The sequence below is a fragment of the Pseudoxanthomonas mexicana genome (assembly GCF_046736355.1).
Taxonomy (GTDB): Bacteria; Pseudomonadota; Gammaproteobacteria; order Xanthomonadales; family Xanthomonadaceae; genus Pseudoxanthomonas_A; species Pseudoxanthomonas_A mexicana_B.
The window spans coordinates 2613942-2630249 of the sequence record NZ_CP157201.1; the positions used below are offsets into that span (position 1 = coordinate 2613942).

At 67.8% G+C, this 16308-nt stretch carries 13 protein-coding genes and 2 tRNA genes; 2 read left to right on the top strand and 13 right to left on the bottom strand.

Features of this window, described 5'->3' with window-relative positions:
* The first annotated feature begins 55 nt into the window (after positions 1-55).
* The gene (locus AAG688_RS12035; protein ID WP_411832481.1) at positions 56-721 is read left to right on the top strand and encodes a J domain-containing protein; all 666 of its coding nucleotides are present in this window, start codon (positions 56-58) and stop codon (positions 719-721) included.
* A gap of 5 nt (positions 722-726) precedes the next feature.
* Here the strand turns inward: AAG688_RS12035 and AAG688_RS12040 are convergent, their stop codons facing one another.
* Together AAG688_RS12040 and AAG688_RS12045 are read right to left on the bottom strand one after the other, a co-directional pair.
* Positions 727-2121, bottom strand: a complete 1395-nt coding sequence (locus AAG688_RS12040; protein WP_411832482.1) for a TIGR03013 family XrtA/PEP-CTERM system glycosyltransferase — start codon at positions 2119-2121, stop codon at positions 727-729.
* Positions 2122-2176: 55 nt separating this feature from the next.
* Positions 2177-2929, bottom strand: coding sequence for a 4'-phosphopantetheinyl transferase family protein (locus tag AAG688_RS12045; protein WP_411832483.1), 753 nt, complete (start codon positions 2927-2929; stop codon positions 2177-2179).
* 278 nt (positions 2930-3207) lie between these two features.
* Between AAG688_RS12045 and AAG688_RS12050 the strand changes: the two genes are divergently transcribed.
* Positions 3208-3456 carry a DUF6289 family protein gene (locus AAG688_RS12050; RefSeq protein ID WP_411832484.1) on the top strand — a complete coding sequence of 83 codons (249 nt, stop codon included), beginning with the start codon at positions 3208-3210 and terminating at the stop codon, positions 3454-3456.
* 447 nt (positions 3457-3903) lie between these two features.
* Here the strand turns inward: AAG688_RS12050 and AAG688_RS12055 are convergent.
* The 11 genes from AAG688_RS12055 to adhP all read right to left on the bottom strand — a co-directional run bounded on the left by AAG688_RS12055 (position 3904) and on the right by adhP (position 16300).
* A tRNA-Arg gene (locus tag AAG688_RS12055) sits at positions 3904-3980 on the bottom strand.
* A gap of 166 nt (positions 3981-4146) precedes the next feature.
* Positions 4147-4239, bottom strand: a tRNA-Ser gene (locus tag AAG688_RS12060).
* 75 nt (positions 4240-4314) lie between these two features.
* On the bottom strand, positions 4315-4518 hold the full coding sequence (csrA, locus tag AAG688_RS12065; protein ID WP_411832485.1) for a carbon storage regulator CsrA: 204 nt from the start codon (positions 4516-4518) through the stop codon (positions 4315-4317).
* 150 nt (positions 4519-4668) lie between these two features.
* On the bottom strand, positions 4669-7317 hold the full coding sequence (alaS, locus tag AAG688_RS12070) for an alanine--tRNA ligase (RefSeq protein WP_411832486.1): 2649 nt from the start codon (positions 7315-7317) through the stop codon (positions 4669-4671).
* 218 nt (positions 7318-7535) lie between these two features.
* Positions 7536-8042: a recombination regulator RecX gene (recX, locus tag AAG688_RS12075; RefSeq protein ID WP_411832487.1), complete on the bottom strand. Its 507-nt coding sequence runs from the start codon at positions 8040-8042 to the stop codon at positions 7536-7538.
* 111 nt (positions 8043-8153) lie between these two features.
* Positions 8154-9185 (bottom strand): recombinase RecA, encoded by a 1032-nt coding sequence (gene recA / locus AAG688_RS12080; RefSeq protein WP_411832488.1) that lies wholly within the window; start codon positions 9183-9185, stop codon positions 8154-8156.
* A gap of 193 nt (positions 9186-9378) precedes the next feature.
* Positions 9379-10020 carry a transcriptional repressor LexA gene (gene lexA, locus AAG688_RS12085; RefSeq protein ID WP_411832489.1) on the bottom strand — a complete coding sequence of 214 codons (642 nt, stop codon included), beginning with the start codon at positions 10018-10020 and terminating at the stop codon, positions 9379-9381.
* Between the two features lie 32 nt (positions 10021-10052).
* Positions 10053-11738 carry a 2-polyprenylphenol 6-hydroxylase gene (gene ubiB / locus AAG688_RS12090; RefSeq protein WP_411832490.1) on the bottom strand — a complete coding sequence of 562 codons (1686 nt, stop codon included), beginning with the start codon at positions 11736-11738 and terminating at the stop codon, positions 10053-10055.
* A gap of 31 nt (positions 11739-11769) precedes the next feature.
* A complete protein-coding gene (locus AAG688_RS12095) occupies positions 11770-12261 on the bottom strand; it encodes a CinA family protein (protein ID WP_411832491.1) in 492 nt (163 codons plus the stop codon).
* A gap of 129 nt (positions 12262-12390) precedes the next feature.
* The gene (locus AAG688_RS12100) at positions 12391-15036 is read right to left on the bottom strand and encodes a TonB-dependent receptor (RefSeq protein WP_411832492.1); all 2646 of its coding nucleotides are present in this window, start codon (positions 15034-15036) and stop codon (positions 12391-12393) included.
* A gap of 238 nt (positions 15037-15274) precedes the next feature.
* Positions 15275-16300 (bottom strand): alcohol dehydrogenase AdhP, encoded by a 1026-nt coding sequence (adhP, locus tag AAG688_RS12105; protein ID WP_411832493.1) that lies wholly within the window; start codon positions 16298-16300, stop codon positions 15275-15277.
* Between the last annotated feature and the right edge of the window lie 8 nt (positions 16301-16308).

The following is a 16308-nucleotide window of genomic DNA, read 5'->3' on the forward strand; positions in this document are numbered from 1 at the left end:
CACCGCACTGGCCCGCACGACACGCGCGCCGGTCGCAGGCTAAGATTCGGCCGCGATGGAATCCGATTTCTCCCATCTCTATTCGCAACTGGGCCTGACCTCGGACTGCACGCTCGAGGCACTCAAGCATGCGTATCGCAAGCGGGTGTCGGAACTGCATCCGGATCGCGGCGGCGCCGACGGCGAGGAAGCGCAGGCCCAGCTCGTCCGCCTGATCGCCTCGTACCGCATGGCCATCCAGTTCCATCGCCGGCATGGCCGCCTGCCGGGCGCCAGCGCGCAGCGCCCGGTGGCCGATGCCCACGCGCACGGCCGGATGCCGGCCAACCGGGTTCCTTCCGCGCATTCCGGCGCGCCGGATGGCCGTTCCGGCCGCAACTGGCTGCTATGGGTGGGACTGCTGGCCGCGGCCGGCTACGTCGGTCTCTCGGAATGGCAGCCGGCGGCCCCCTCGGATCCTTCGCCGGACATCGCGCCGGCGCGCGGCGTGCGTTCCGAGCCGGCGCCCCTCGATCGCCTGCACCTGGCGCCGGGCATGGACATGGCCACCGTCCTCGCCGTGCAGGGAAAACCCTCGCGCATCGACGGATCGCTGTGGGAATACGGTTCTTCCTGGCTGCGCTTCGAGGACGGCCGCCTCGCCGAATGGCACAGCTCGCCGCTGTATCCGCTGAAGACCGCCACCCGGCGGCCGCCACCCGCGCCCGCCGATCGACCTTAGCGCCGTCAGCGCGCCCCGCGCCCGAACAACACCACTTCCACCGTTTGCAGCAGGATCATCACGTCGAAAACCAGGCCGTGGTTCTTGACGTAGAACAGATCGAACTTCAGCTTCTCCTCGGCATCGCGCACCGAGGCGCCGTAGGGATAGCGCAGCTGCGCCCAGCCGGTCAGGCCCGGCTTCATGCAGTGGCGCACATCGTAGTAGCGGATCTGATCGTTGAGCATGTCGACGAAGTGCGGCCGCTCGGGGCGCGGGCCGACGAAGCTCATGTGGCCGCGCAGCACCGAGAACAGCTGCGGCAGCTCGTCCAGGCGGGTCAGGCGGATGAACCTGCCGACGCGGGTAGTGCGATCGTCGTTCTTGCTCGCCCAGATCGCCACGCCGCCCTTCTCCGCGTCCTGGCGCATGCTGCGGAACTTGATCAGATCGAAGTGCTGCCCGCGCTCGCCCACCCGCGTCTGCCGGTACAGCACCGGGCCGCCCGATTCGAGCCAGATCGCCAGGCCGACCAGCAGCATCACCGGCCAGGCCACCAACAGCAGCAAGGAGGCGGCGACCAGGTCGAAGAAACGCTTGCTCAACCGGCGCGGCGCGGAATAGTCGAACCCTCCCGAGAACACCAGCCAGGAGGGATCCACCACGTTGAGCTGCACCGTGCCGGCCTCGCGCTCGAAGAACGTGGACAGGTCGACGATCGACACGCCCTGCTGGACGCACTTGAGCATCTCCTCCATCGGCAGCACGCCGCGGCGCTCGTCCGGCGCCACCACCAACTCGTCGATCTGCAACTGCTCGATCAGCCGGTCCAGCCCGTGTTCGGAGCGCAGCAGCAGTTCCTCGCTCACCTGGACCGGCTGGTCGGCGACCGGCACGAAACCCAGTATCGTGAACGTCCGCCGGTCCGCCTGCCGGCGCATGCGCGAGTTGATCAGATCCGCGTTCTTGCCCGCCCCCAGCACGAGCACGCGCTGCTTGAGCACGTCGATGTTGAAGATGCGCATCGACGCGAAACGCACGCCGACGATCGCCAGCAGCGAGAAGGCCAGCGACATCGCCAGCACGCCGCGGCCGATGTAGGTCTGCGGGATCAGGTAGTAGATCACCAGCAGCCCGGCCCCGCCGAAGAAGAAGGACAGGACGATGCGCAGGGCGAAGTCCAGGCGATTGTGGCGCACGTGGATCTGATAGAGGCCGAAGGCCGCCATCGCGCCGGTGATAAAGACCGCCACCAGTAATGCGCGCAGCAGCGCGTACTCGGAGAACTCCCCGTGCGTCGCCGGATCGTTCTGGAAGCGTATCCAGGCCGAGACGATGACGGCGCAGACGACAACGGCGGCTTCCACCAGCCACAGCGTCCGGATCGCCTTGGACTTGCGACTTGAATTGACGGCTTTCATTATCCCCCCCGACTCACCTGTATCGACCGAAGCACCGCCGCAGCGGGCCACTGGTTCAGTCAACGGCAGACGGCTCGGAATCCGGCCAGTCCGGAGACAGCCGGACTACGCGCACAGGCTGATGCGCCGGCGTCGCCGCGGCGGCGACCGTGCGCATGCCGGTATCGAGCATGCGCAGGGCGACGGAAGCCGGCGTGCCGTCGGGCAAGGCAAGTGTGCTGTCCGGCGGCGCGGTAAAACCGGCCATCTCGATCGACAACCCGGTTCCCGCCGCCTTCAGCAGCGCCTCCTTCCTCACCCACAGATCCAGCAGCGCGCTGTCGCGCGGCCCGGCGGCCAAGGATCGCAACGCCTCGTACTCGTCGGGATGGCAGATCCACTCCGCGATCCCGGCCACGTCCGCGCGGCGCGAGACCGGCTCGATGTCCACCCCCACCACGCCTTCGCCCGAGAACGCGATCGCGCAATGCTCGTCCGCGTGACTCAGGCTGACCCACGCCCGGACGTCGCCTCCCAGCCGCGGCGCCCCACGCGCATCGCGGTAAAGCGGCACCCTTTCCGGATCGCAATCCAGCAACCGCCCCAGTACCAGGCGGTTGAGCGCATAGCCGAGCGTGCGGCGGATGGCATCGCTCCTTCTCCTGAGACGCGAGACCCGCTGGCGTTCCTCCGGATCCAGCAATCGTTCCGCCTGCGCAAGTCCCGGCAGCCATTCGTCCGCATCAAGCAAAACGACGACAGCGGTTCGATCGCGGGAAAGGTTTGAGCGCGCCCATGCCCCGGTGAATACGTCATCCAGGCGCTCCACGCCCCTCATGCTCCGAGAATCCCTCGACCCGGACCACGCCAGCAGGTGAAACTGATCGGCGGCTATGGGTTCTTTCATTCCGATTCATACGCAAAAGGCCGGCCGGAACGGCCTGCAATCCGCCAAGCCACGGCTCCCCCCGTCTTCTGCTTCCGCTGGCCCGGAACAAGGACGTTTCGTGACAGAAAAAGCTGATTCAAGGCATCAGAATCATTGTTGAACCCGAATCAAGAATGTGGTAATTAGGGCCCGCCGCATGAGGCGGCCAAGGAGGGAACATGAAGAAAAGAATTCTTTTCGGCATTCTTGTCGCCATGGCGGCGACTTCTTTCTCAGCCAGTGGCGCACGCAAGTATTCGATACAGATCGACTATGTAGATGAATTCGGCGATACGGTTGGTCAGTATTGGGCTCCATGCGAAGGACCGGCAAGCATGGTTGGCGTGCGCACGAACAATTACGTCATCTCCCAGATTTCATGCGGATGCGACAACAATCCCATCGGCGGCCCTGAATGCGGCGGATAGGCCCCCTCAACAAAAGGCCCACGAAAGTGGGCCTTTTGTTGTCATGAAGCGACATCCCGCCGACTTGTCTCGACGCTTGATGCAACAGCGAAGGGGAAAGTCTGGCATCGACTTCTTCTCCCTGCGCATGTCGCGCCGTTGCCCGCCTGCTTCAGGGCAAGGGTTGCTTCAGCAGCCTTGACCTCTTCATGGCTATAGAGCATTCCCGATTCGAACGTTTTCTCCTGCCGTTCCCGCAAAGGCGGAGGCCCAACGACCTCTAGCGTTGAAACAAGAGCAAAAGCGCGGGATCCCGCCTCGCGGAATGAAGTCTCTTTAAGCTCAAGGAAGCGGCCTCTCATTTCTGGCTGGTCCGAGCCAGTTGGAGCAGGTTGGCGGCCATCTCCGGCAACGCACGCGCAAAAACACACAGGCCTGCGGTTTTGCCGCAGGCCTGTGTGTCGATGATGGCGCGCCCGGAGAGATTCGAACTCCCGACCGCCTGGTTCGTAGCCAGGTACTCTATCCAGCTGAGCTACGGGCGCGTATGTAAGAAGCGGAATTTTGCCTGATGGCGTGTGAATCCGTCAAGACATCGTTCCTGAGAATCGGCGAAGCCTGTGGCCGCCTCGTCGCTGGAGCGTCACCTTCCCGATGGAAAATCGGGCAGGGAATGCTCCCGGTACTGCAGTGTTGAAGCCTGGCGACAACTGGCGGAGTGAGAGGGATTCGAACCCTCGATAAGGCTTTTGACCCTATACTCCCTTAGCAGGGGAGCCCCTTCGGCCACTCGGGCATCACTCCGGATTTGTCGCTGTCCGCTGCCCTTGGCGGCGGCCGCATAGGATAACGGCTTGCCGTAGATGCGGCAACGAAAATTCAATCCGACGAAGCGTTCTCGCTGGCGGAAGGCGCTTCCTCGCCGCGCTGGATGCGCTGGTAGATCTCCTCGCGGTGCACGGCGACGTCCTTGGGCGCGGTGATGCCGATGCGCACCTGGTTGCCTTTCACGCCGAGCACAGTCACCGTGACCGAATCTCCGATCATCAGGGTTTCGCCGACACGGCGGGTCAAAATCAGCATTTCTGTTCTCCGTATGTCGGTTCCCAGGGAACCGGGAATGCACGGAGACGCAATCCTCGCCTCCCTGCTTCCGACTACATTCATTTAGTTAAAGCCATGGTAGCTGGCAGGCAGCAGCGGCCGCAACCACCGCAAGGCCTGTACTTTCGGTCAATCCAGGCGCTCGCCGACCCAGCCCGCGACGCCTGCCAGGGCAGTCGCAAGGGCAGGTCCATCCTCGCCGCCGCCCTGGGCAAGATCCGGGCGACCGCCGCCCTTGCCGCCAATCTGACTGGCAACGTGGGACAGGAGTTCCCCGGCCTTGACCCGGCCGGCCGCCGCGCCGTGGACACCCGCCACCAGCGCGGCCTTGCCGTCGGCAACGCCTGCCAGGACGATAACGGCATCACCCAGCTGTTGCTTGAGCCGGTCCACGGCTTCGCGCAGGGCCTTGGCGTCGAAACCCTCCAGCCGCGCGGCCAGGATCCTGATGCCGGCCACCTCGACGGCTGCGCCCGCCAGATCGGCGGTGGCGCCCGATGCCGCCTTGGCCCTGGCCGCTTCCAGTTCGCGCTCGAGCTTCTTCTGCCGCTCGGTCAACGCGCGGATCTTCTCCACCACGTCGCCGGCGTTGCCGCCCAGCAGCGTGGCCGCCTCCTCCAGCCGCCGTTCCTCGGCGGCCACGTAGTCCAGCGCGCCCTGCCCGGTCACCGCCTCGATGCGGCGCACGCCGGCCGACACGCCACCCTCGCCGACGATCTTGAACAGGCCGATGTCGCCGGTGCGGCCGACGTGGGTGCCGCCGCACAGTTCGGTCGAATAGCCGCCCATCTTCAGCACGCGGACCTGCTCGCCGTACTTCTCGCCGAACAGCGCCATCGCGCCGAAGTCCAGCGCTTCCTGCATGCCCATGTGATGGACTTCGGCCTCGTGGTTGGCGCGGATCTCGGCGTTGACGCGGCGCTCGATCTCGGCGGTCTCGGCCGCGGTCATCGGCTGGAAATGCGAGAAGTCGAAGCGCAGGCGGTCCGGCGCCACCAGCGAGCCCTTCTGCTGCACGTGGGTGCCGAGCACCTCGCGCAGTGCGGCGTGCAGCAGGTGGGTGGCCGAGTGGTTGAGGATGGTCGCGCCGCGGCGCGCCGCATCCACCGTGCCGGCCAGCGACTGCCCGCGCGACAGGCTGCCGCGCACCAGCCGGCCGACGTGGCCGTGGAACTGGCCGGCGAACTTCAGCGTGTCGGCCACCTCGAACTCGGTTTCCGCGCCGGCCAGCGTGCCGGTATCGCCGACCTGGCCGCCGGACTCGGCGTAGAACGGCGTGCGGTCGAGGATCACCACCGCTTCCTCGCCCTGCGCGATCGCTTCGACCGGGCGGCCGTCCTTGAGCAGCGCGAGCACGCGCAGATCGTCGGATTGCAGTTGGTCGTAGCCGAGGAACCCGGTCGGCGTGAGCTGGGCGACCAGTTCGGCCGGCAGGCCGGCGGAGGAGGCGAACTTGCCGGCCGCGCGCGCGGTCTCGCGCTGCTGCGCCATCGCCGCCTCGAAGCCGGCCATGTCCACCGACAGGCCGCGTTCGCGGGCGATGTCGGCGGTCAGGTCGACCGGGAAACCATAGGTGTCGTACAGCCGGAACGCGTCGATGCCGGCGATGGCCTCGGTGGAGCGCGCCGCGATCTCGTCGAAGATGCGCATGCCCGAGTCCAGCGTTTCGGCGAAACGCTCCTCCTCGGCCTTCAGCGCGCGCTCGACCAGCTGCTGCGCGGCCGGCAGTTCCGGATAGGCACGGCCCATCAGCTGCGACAGCGTGTCCACCATCCTGTGGAAGAACGGCTGGCGCACGCCCAGCATCCAGCCGTGGCGCAGGGCGCGGCGGATGATCCGGCGCAGCACGTAGCCGCGGCCCTCGTTGGACGGCAGCACGCCGTCGACGATCAGGAACGCGCAGGCGCGGATGTGATCGGCGATCACGCGCAGCGACTTGTTCTGCAGGTCGGCGGTGCCGGTCAGTTCGGCGGCCTTGGCGATCAGTTCCTGGAACAGGTCGATTTCATAGTTGGTGTGGACGTGCTGCAGGATCGCCGCCAGCCGCTCCAGGCCCATGCCGGTGTCCACGCAGGGCGCCGGCAGCGGCATCAGGGTGCCGTCGGGCTGGCGGTCGAACTGCATGAACACCAGGTTCCAGATCTCGATGAAGCGGTCGCCGTCCTCGTCGGGCGAACCCGGCGGGCCGCCGGCGATGTGCTCGCCGTGGTCGTAGAAGATCTCGGTGCACGGGCCGCAGGGGCCGGTGTCGGCCATCTGCCAGAAGTTGTCCGAGGCGAACGGCGCGCCCTTGTTGTCGCCGATGCGGACGATGCGCTCGGCCGGGACGCCGATCATGTCGTGCCACAGATCGTAGGCCTCGTCGTCGGTATGGTAGACGGTGACCAGCAGGCGTTCGGGCGGCAGCTTCCAGACCTGGGTCAGCAGTTCCCACGCCCAGGCGATGGCGTCCTTCTTGAAGTAGTCGCCGAAGGACCAGTTGCCCAGCATCTCGAAGAAGGTGTGGTGGCGCGCGGTATAGCCGACCGAATCCAGGTCGTTGTGCTTGCCGCCGGCGCGCAGGCAGCGCTGGACGTCGGCCGCGCGCACGTAGCTGCGCTTCTCCGCGCCCAGGAACACGTCCTTGAACTGGACCATGCCGGAGTTGGTGAACAGCAGGGTCGGATCGTTGCCCGGCACCAGCGAGGCCGACGGCACGATGGTGTGGCCCTTGCCGCGGAAGAATTCGAGGAAGTCGCTGCGAAGCTGTTCGGTGCTGATTCTGGAGGGACTGGTCATGGTCTGGCAGGGGCTGGAAAGGCGCACGGCGGCACCCGCTCTCCGCAAGATGCGGGCGGAAGACCGGACAGGCAACCCGAACTGGCTAGATTAACAGGCGCGCCGCGTTCAGTCCCGCTGCCGGGCAGGCTCCCCTTCCCGTACAGGGCTTCCGGACCACACCGCCATGTGAAGGCCGCGGGCGGATGGCGCACTTGCCCGGGCGGTTGGCGGTTCCCTCAGTCTTCGTCGCCATCGATGCCCGCCCCGGACAATGCCGCGCGGATGGCATCGCCGTCGTGACCGCGCCTGGCCAGCCAGTCGGCCGCTTTGCGGCGCTGCGCCGGTTCCAGCTCCCCGCCGAAACCGAAGCGCCGCCGGACCAGTTCACGGGCCAGCGCGTTCCAGTCGCCCTCGAAACTGGCCATCGCCGCGTCGATGGCCTCGCGATCCAGGCCGTGGGTCGCCAGTTCGGCCCGGATATGCAATGGCCCGTAGCCGCTGCCGACCCGGCTGCGAACCATGAATTCGGCGAAACGGGCATCGTCCTGCCAGCCTTCGCCGGCCAGGCGCGCCACCGCCACCCGCGCCTGCTCGGCCTCGACGCCGCGCACTTGCAGCTTGCGGGTCAGTTCGCGCCGTGAATGTTCGCGCCGCACCAGCAGGCCCAACGCCCGTTGCACGGGCGTCTGCTCGGGGCGACGGCGGCGCTTGCGGTCAGGGTCGGATGTCGGTGCGTCGGTCATGGCGATGGATTACGTGCGGCAGCCGTCCCCGTGTGACCTTCCTTGGCCGGAGGTGATGAGGCTGCCGGGGAGGCGGTCGTCACTGACCCCGCCCGCCTCCCCGGCAACGGCTCAATCGTCGCCGTCCTGGGCCTCGTCGCGCGAGGCTTCGGCCGGCTGGAACTTCTCGCGCAGTTCGGCTTCCAGTTTGGCGGCCAGTTCCGGGTTCTCGCGCAGGTAGGTGCGGGCGTTGTCCTTGCCCTGGCCGATGCGCTCGCTGCCGTAGCTGTACCAGGCGCCGGCCTTCTCGACCAGCTTGGCCTCCACGCCCATGTCGATCAGCTCGCCCTCGCGGCTGATGCCCTCGCCGTACAGGATCTCGGTGACCACCTGCTTGAACGGAGGCGCCAGCTTGTTCTTGACCACCTTGATCTTGGTCTGGTTGCCGATGATCTCGTCGCCCTTCTTGATCGCGCCGATGCGGCGGATGTCCAGGCGCACCGAGGCGTAGAACTTCAGCGCGTTGCCGCCGGTGGTGGTTTCCGGGCTCTGGCCCGGCATCATCACGCCGATCTTCATGCGCAACTGGTTGATGAAGACCACCAGGGTGTTGGAGCGCTTGATGTTGCCGGTCAGCTTGCGCAGCGCCTGGCTCATCAGGCGGGCCTGCAGGCCCGGCAGCTGGTCGCCCATCTCGCCCTCGATCTCGGCCTTGGGCGTCAGCGCGGCGACCGAGTCGATGACCACGATGTCGACCGAGCCCGAACGCACCAGCATGTCGGCGATTTCCAGCGCCTGCTCGCCGGTGTCCGGCTGCGACAGCAGCAGGTCGTCGACGTTGACGCCCAGCTTGGCGGCGTAGATCGGATCCAGCGCGTGCTCGGCGTCGATGAAGGCCGCGGTGCCGCCCTTCTTCTGGCACTGCGCGATGGCCTGCAGGGTCAGGGTGGTCTTGCCCGAGGATTCCGGCCCGTAGATCTCGACCACGCGGCCCTTGGGCAGGCCGCCGATGCCCAGTGCGATGTCCAGCATCAGCGAGCCGGTCGGGATGGCCTCGACCGCCTCGATGACGCGGTCGCCCATGCGCATCACCGAGCCCTTGCCGAACTGGCGCTCGATCTGGGTCAGGGCGGCGGCCAGGGCGCGCTTCTTGTTCTCGTCCATCGTGTGTTTCCTCGGGGTCAGTGTGGGAATGGGGTCAGCCTATCGGGCGTCCATCGCAGGAGCTGCGACTGCCGGACCGGCATCGGAAAGCGTGATGCGCGGGAGCGCCGGAAACCGTCGGCGGGCCGCCCGGCTCCGGGTAGGAAGCCGCCGGCTCCGCCTGTGGGAAGGCTCGCCGGCAAGCGCGGCGCGCTCACCGGTTCGGCCTCACCAGGCCGCAGTAGAGGCCCTCGATGGCGAAATCCTGGTCCGGCTGCACCTCGATCGGCCGGTAGTCCGGGTTGCGCGGAAGCAGGCGGATGCGGTCCTTGCCGATCTTCAGCAGCTTGACGGTGATCTCGTCGTCGATGCGGGCCACGACGATCTGGCCGGAGCGCGCGTCGCGGGTGCGGTGCACGCCGATCAGGTCGCCGTCGAAGATGCCCTCGTCGCGCATCGAGTCGCCCTTGACCCGCAGCAGGTAGTCCGGCGCGGGCGCGAAGAAGGCGCGATCCAGCATCACGTAGTCGTGGTGTCCGGCGTCGGCGCCGATCGGCGCGCCGGCCGCCACCTGGCCCAGCACCGGTACCCGCAGCGCGCTGTCGCCGTGATCGCGCAGGACCAGTTCGCCCTGCGGTGCGGCCGGTGGCTTGAGCAGGCGGATGCCGCGCGCGCGCCCGGGCAGGCGTTCGATGGCGCCGGCCTGTTCCAGCGCCTCGAGATGGTATTGCGCGGCGCGCACGCCCTTGAAACCGAAGGCGCGCGCGATCTCGGTCTGCGAGGGCGGCAGGCCATCGGCCTCGATGCGCTCGGCGATGAGCGCGAGGATGGCGTGCTGGGTATCGGTCAGGTCCATGTTAGTAGTAATACTACTAACAATGTGCTCCGTCAATGTTTCCTGCCGCTGCGCCAGATCGACAGCACGATCCACACGCCGGTGACCGCGGCGCCGACGAAGCCGAGCACGCCCATCGCCATCAGCCAGCGGTTGGAAACGCCGCCGCCGACGCTGTTCATGACGATCGACGAGCCGATGATCAGCGCGGCGGTCACCACGCCGATGGTGAGCCGGTTGGCGGCGCTGTTGACCTGGTCGCCGAAGGCCTTGAGCGAGGTCACCTCGATCTGGCCGCGCAGGCGGCCGCGCCGGGCGGCGCGCAGCAGCCGGCGCAGGTCGCGCGGCAGGTCGCCGATCAGATCCAGTGCGCCCACCACGGTGCGGCGCCCGCGCCGGGCCAGCGCGCGCGGCGAGTAGCGATCCAGCATCGCCCGCTCCAGGTACGGACGCGCCTCGCCGGCCATGTCGAAATCGGGGTCGAGCTGGCGGCCCAGCCCTTCCAGGGTCAGGAAGGCCTTGATCATCAGCGCCAGGTCCGGCGGCAGGGTCAGCCCGTGCCGGCGCAGCAGCGCGGCCACCTCGATCAGCATGGCGCCCATCCGCAGGTCCTTCAGCGGCACGCCGCGATAGCGGTCGGTGAACACGCCGACGTCGGCCTGCAGGCGGCTCTCGTCCACCTCGACGTCGGATTCGGTCCAATCCAGCAGGATGTCGGCCACCGCCTCGGCGTCCTGGCCGACCAGGCCGTGCAGCAGCTGCGCGACCTGGAAGCGGCGCTGCTCGGAAATGCGCCCGACCATGCCGAAGTCGATGACGCCGATGCGCCCGTCCAGCAGGTAGAAGATGTTGCCGGGATGCGGATCGGCATGGAACAGGCCGTCCTCCAGCACCATCTTCAGCACGATGCCGGCGCTGGCGCGGGCCAGCGCGTGGCGGTCCAGGCCGGCGGCGTCGACCGCGGCCAGGTCGCGGCCGGGGATGCCTTCCACCAGCGCCTGCACGTTGAGCCGCTCGCAGGTCCATTGCCAGTACACGGCCGGAATCAGGATCTCCGGGTGGCCGGCGAAGTTGGCGGCGATGCGCTCGGCGTTGCGGCATTCGCCGGCGAAATCGAGTTCGGCGCGCAGCGAGGCGGCGAACTGCTGGACGATGCCGACCGGGTGGTAGCGGCGCAGGTCCGGCGCCTGCGCCTCGACGATTTCGGCCAGCCGCGCCAGCAGGCGCAGGTCCGCTTCGACCACTTCACGGATGCCGGGACGACGCACCTTCAGCACCACCGCGCTGCCGTCGGCCAGCCAGGCGCGGTGCGCCTGCGCCAGCGAAGCGGCGGCCAGCGGCTCGGTTTCCAGGCGGGCGAAGACGGTTTCCGGATCGGCGCCGAGATCCTCGGCCAACTGCAGCCGTATCGCCTCGAACGGCAGCGCGGGCACGGCGTTCTGCAGCTTGCCCAGTTCGTCGATCCAGTCCGATGGCAGCAGGTCGATGCGGGTGGCCAGCACCTGGCCGAGCTTGACGAAGGTCGGCCCCAGATCCTCCAGCGCGTGGCGCAGGCGCACCGGCGTGGCCATGCGCAGCATCTCCTCGCTGTGCTGGAGGTGCAGCAGCCGCCCGGCCCGCTCCAGCGCGCCGGCCAGGCCGATGCGCCGGACCAGGTCGCCGAAGCCGTAGCGGATCAGCACCACGGCGATTTCCTGCAGCCGGCCGAGATCGCGGACGGTGCCCAGCGTCTCCCACATCAGCGTGTTCCTCCGGGCCGGCTCGGCCTCGTCACAGCGTCTCCAGTCCCCGCAAGGCGGCCTCGACGGTCTGCCGGCGCACCGCGTCGCGATCGCCGTCGAACTGGAACAGTTCGGCATGCGGATAGCCGCCGCGGCGCTTCCATGCGATCCAGACGCTGCCGACCGGCTTGTCGGCGGTGCCGCCGCCGGGGCCGGCGATGCCGGTGACCGCGACCGCCACGCTGGCGCCGGAATGGACCAGCGCGCCGGAGACCATCTCGATGACGGTCTCGCGACTGACCGCGCCGTGCACTTCCAGCGTCTGCGGCTGCACGCCCAGCAGCGCCTGCTTGGCTTCGTAGCTGTAGGCGGCCATGCCGCAGTCGAACCAGTCCGACGAGCCGGCGATGTCGGTCACCGCCTTGGCGATCCAGCCGCCGGTGCAACTCTCGGCCGTGACCAGGCGATCGCGCGCCTCGCGCAGGCGCAAGCCCAGAGCGTGGGCGAGATCGTGCAACTGGCTGTCGGAGGGGATGGACATCTTCGAACCGTGGTCAAGCGGAAAGATGCCGTTGTATCGCAAATCCCGGTTGCGGTGTTGGACGGCGGCAAAACGCAGGGCCCGCCGGTGACGCCGGCGGGCCCTGGAGGTTGCGGCGGTGACTTCGGATCAGTAACGCACGCGCAGCGTCATGCCGTACATGCGCGGCGCACCGAGGAAGGCGTTGTAGGTGTTCATCGGATCGCCCGGACGCGAGGAGCCGACCGCCTGCAGCGGACCGTCGAAACCGACCTGCACGTACTCGGTGTCGGTGAGGTTCTGGCCCCACAGTTCCAGCATCCAGCGCCCGTCCTGCGCGCCGATGCCGAAGCGGGCGTTGAAGATGGTGTAGGACCCCTGCATCTTCTCCGCGTCCAGGTCCGAGCCGGTGTTGTACTCGGACATGTACTTGGCGCCGACGTTGAAGCGGCCCATCAGGCTGCTGCCGAAGTCCCATTCGTAGGTCGCCGAGGCCGAGCCCGACCATTCCGGCGCGAAGCTCATCTGCGCGCCCGGCAGCTTGTACAGCTGGCCCGGGCTGGCCGGCGGCGCGGCGTCCTGGAAGTCGGCGCCGGGAATGGTGTCGCCGTACTTGGTGTCGGCGTACATCAGGCCGGCCTGCAGCATCAGTCCCTGCACGCCGCGCGGCTGCCACAGGATTTCCGCGTCCAGGCCCTGCGAGACCACTTCCGGGATCGAGCGCACCACGAAGCTGGTGCCGAGGAAGCTGTTGAGCTGGAAGTTGTCGTAGGTCTGGTGGAACAGGGTGGCGTTGAGCAGCAGGTTGCCGTCGGCCCAGGTGGTCTTGGCGCCCAGCTCGTAGCTGTCGACGAACTCGCCCGGGAACGAGGTGTCGTTGACCGGGGTGATGCCGGCGCCGCCGCTGGACAGGCCGTTGGACGACTGCACGCGATCCAGGTTGAAGCCGCCGGCCTTGTAGCCGCGCGCGGCCGAGGCGTAGGTCATCACGTTGTCGTTCCAGCGGTAGGCCGCCTTCAGCGTGCCCGACCACTCCTTCTCCTCGCGCTCCTGGTGGGTCGCGCGGCCGTGGTGCAGTGCGTTGGCCCACGGCAGGCACATGTAGCCGGCCACCTGCGGGGCGACCGCGTTGAGGATGGCGGCCTGGTTGGCGGCCGGCAGCATGCTGAAACCGGGGATGCGCGCGGCCAGCGCCGCGCCGACGCGTCCACCGGGATTGGCCAGCGTCGCCGCGCATCCCAGACTGCCATTGGGATTGCTGTAGACCGAATCCAGCTCCTTGTCCTCGCGGGTGTAGCGCAGGCCCAGGGTCAGGTCGAGCGCGTCGGTGGCGTGCCAGGTGTTGTTGGTGAACAGCGCCAGGCTCTTGGCGTTCTGCTCGTAGTGATCCAGCGCGCCCAGTCCGGTGAAGTTGGTGCCGTACGGACGGCCGCTGACCTGCGACATGAAGATCGCCGGGTTGGCCTGGTTGACGGTCAGGCCGAACGGCGCGAGTTGCTGCGCCAGACCGCCCAGCACCATCGATCCGACCAGCGTGGACAGGTACGGCTCGTAGGCCGGGCCCATGCGGTAGGTCTCGGTGCGGTCGAGGTCCTCGTCCGCATAGAACACGCCGAACATCCAGTCCACGCGCTCGGTCGAGCCGGTCAGGCGGAACTCCTGGCTGAAGGTCTTGAAGCCGGTGAACGACTCGTCCTCGCTCGGGTTGCGGTAGAGGATGTCGGCCGCGCTGAAGTCGTAGTCCAGGCCGTTGATGGCCTGCCAGTCGCGCGAGGCGGTGATCGAGGTCAGGGTCGCGCCGCCCAGCGCGGACAGATCCCAGTTGACCTCGGCCGAGACGCCCTTGTCCTTGATGTCCTGGGTGGTGGGCCGGTTGCTGTAGGCGACGCGGTCGAACGGATCGTCGCCGGGCGCGGCGATCGCCTTGCCGATGCCGGAGACCGCGTTGATCACCGGCGCGGTGCCGCCGACCGTGGTCTGCACGGCGGTGCAGCAGTTCTCCTCGCGGCTGGTGAAGTCGGCCGACAGCAGCACCTCGAAGGTATCGCTGGGTTCCAGCAGCAGCTTGGCGCGCATGGTGTGGAAGTTCTGGTCGTAGTCGTCGCGCTCCTGGCGCGGGCCATTGCCGGTGACCACGTCCATCCAGCCGTCACGCTTGCGCTTGGCGGCGTAGATGCTGAAGGCCGCGTTGTCGCCGAGGGCGTCGTTGTAGCTGCCGGCCACGCCGAGCGCACCGTAGTTGCCGACGCTGATCTCGCCCTCGGCGCTCTGGCTGTAGCTGGGGCGGCGGGTGACCACGTTGATCACGCCGGCCGAGGTGTTCTTGCCGAACACCGTGCCCTGCGGGCCCTTCAGCACCTCGATGCGCTCGAGTTGGCCGAGATCGCCGAAGCCGACGCTGTTGCGCGGGCGGTACACGCCGTCGATGACGATGCCGACCGACGACTCCAGGCCGACGTTGTCGCCGACCGTGCCGACGCCACGGATGCGCGCGGTGGTGATGGCCTCGCTCTGCGTGCTGGTCACGGTCAGGCCGGACACCAGCACCTGCAGATCCTTGACGTCGCGCACACCGGTGTCCTGCAGCAGCTGCTCGGACACGGCGGTGATGGAGATGGGAACGTCCTGCGCCCGCTCCTCGCGCTTCTGCGCGGTCACCGTCATGGTGGCCAGCGTGGTCGGCTCCTCGTCGGCGACGGGCGCCGATGCCTGCTGGGCATGGGCGCCCTGGACTGCGCACAGTGCGGAAAAGACAGCGAGCGTAAGCACCTTGTGCTTCGGCTTGACGACGATCATGTTCCCCTCCCCGGGTGGAATAACTGACGTTCTAGGATGTTGTCGGGCGTTGCGGCCTTCGAGTGCTTCGACGGCATCCGTTCCCCGGCACCTGCTCGAACTTAACATCGACTTCACAGCTCTTCATTCTGCACCGCGTCGATACGTCGAACGTCACTTTGGCACGGAAAAACGACGTTTCTTTTACTCCCGGAAGAGAACCTGGATTACGCATAAGCGAGGCTAATACCCGCCGGCGCTAGCGCATGTCCAGGACGATGCGCCCCTCGATCTCGCCCTTCTCCATCCGCTCGAACACCGCGTTGATGTTGTCGAGCCGCTCGGTCGCGTACGTGGCGCGCACCTTGCCGGCCGCGGCGAAGTCCAGCGACTCCTGCAGGTCCAGCCGCGTGCCGACGATGGAGCCGCGCACGGTGATGCCGTTGAGCACCATGCCGAAGATGTCGAGCGGGAAATCGCCCGGCGGCAGCCCCACCAGCGACATCGTGCCGCCGCGGCGGATCATGCCCAGCGCCTGCTCGAACGCCTTGGTCGACACCGCGGTGACCAGCGCGGCGTGCGCGCCGCCGATTTCCTTCTTCAGCCACGCCGCCGGATCCTCGCGGCGCGCGTTGACGGTGACGTCCGCGCCGAGCCGGCGCGCCAGTTCCAGCTTGGCGTCGTCCACGTCTACCGCCGCCACGTTGAACCCCATCGCGCGCGCGTACTGCACCGCCATGTGGCCCAACCCGCCGATGCCGGAGATCACCACCCAGTTGCCGGGCCGCGCGCCGGTGACCTTGAGCCCCTTGTAGACGGTCACGCCCGCGCACAGCACCGGCGCGATTTCGGCGAAATCCACGCCATCGGGCAGGTGGCCGACATAGCCGGCGTCGGCCAGCGCGTATTCGGCGAAACTGCCATTGACCGAATAGCCGGTGTTGCGCTGGGACTCGCACAGCGTCTCCCAGCCGCCCACGCAGTGCTCGCAATGCCCGCACGCCGAATACAGCCACGGGATGCCGACGCGATCGCCCTCCCTGACGAAATCCACGCCCTGCCCGACCGCCACCACCTCGCCGACGCCCTCGTGGCCGGGGATGAAGGGCAGGCCCGGCTTGACCGGCCAGTCGCCCCGCGCCGCGTGCAGATCGGTATGGCAGACCCCGCACGCGGCGATCTTCACAAGCACCTGGCCCCGACCGACCTCGGGTACCGGAACCTGCTCGATCCGCAGCGGCTGGTCGAAGGCGTGTACGACGGCGGCTTTCATGGTCCTGCTCATGGGTTGGT

Excerpts from the sequence above, each read along its gene's own strand:
- AAG688_RS12035 (WP_411832481.1), top strand. The coding sequence starts at position 56 with ATGGAATCCGATTTCTCCCATCTCTATTCGCAACTGGGCCTGACCTCG.
- AAG688_RS12040 (WP_411832482.1), bottom strand. The coding sequence starts at position 2,121 with ATGAAAGCCGTCAATTCAAGTCGCAAGTCCAAGGCGATCCGGACGCTG.
- AAG688_RS12050 (WP_411832484.1), top strand. The coding sequence starts at position 3,208 with ATGAAGAAAAGAATTCTTTTCGGCATTCTTGTCGCCATGGCGGCGACT.
- csrA (WP_411832485.1), bottom strand. The coding sequence starts at position 4,518 with ATGCTGATTTTGACCCGCCGTGTCGGCGAAACCCTGATGATCGGAGAT.
- alaS (WP_411832486.1), bottom strand. The coding sequence starts at position 7,317 with ATGACCAGTCCCTCCAGAATCAGCACCGAACAGCTTCGCAGCGACTTC.
- recX (WP_411832487.1), bottom strand. The coding sequence starts at position 8,042 with ATGACCGACGCACCGACATCCGACCCTGACCGCAAGCGCCGCCGTCGC.
- recA (WP_411832488.1), bottom strand. The coding sequence starts at position 9,185 with ATGGACGAGAACAAGAAGCGCGCCCTGGCCGCCGCCCTGACCCAGATC.
- lexA (WP_411832489.1), bottom strand. The coding sequence starts at position 10,020 with ATGGACCTGACCGATACCCAGCACGCCATCCTCGCGCTCATCGCCGAG.
- ubiB (WP_411832490.1), bottom strand. The coding sequence starts at position 11,738 with ATGTGGGAGACGCTGGGCACCGTCCGCGATCTCGGCCGGCTGCAGGAA.
- AAG688_RS12095 (WP_411832491.1), bottom strand. The coding sequence starts at position 12,261 with ATGTCCATCCCCTCCGACAGCCAGTTGCACGATCTCGCCCACGCTCTG.
- AAG688_RS12100 (WP_411832492.1), bottom strand. The coding sequence starts at position 15,036 with ATGATCGTCGTCAAGCCGAAGCACAAGGTGCTTACGCTCGCTGTCTTT.
- adhP (WP_411832493.1), bottom strand. The coding sequence starts at position 16,300 with ATGAGCAGGACCATGAAAGCCGCCGTCGTACACGCCTTCGACCAGCCG.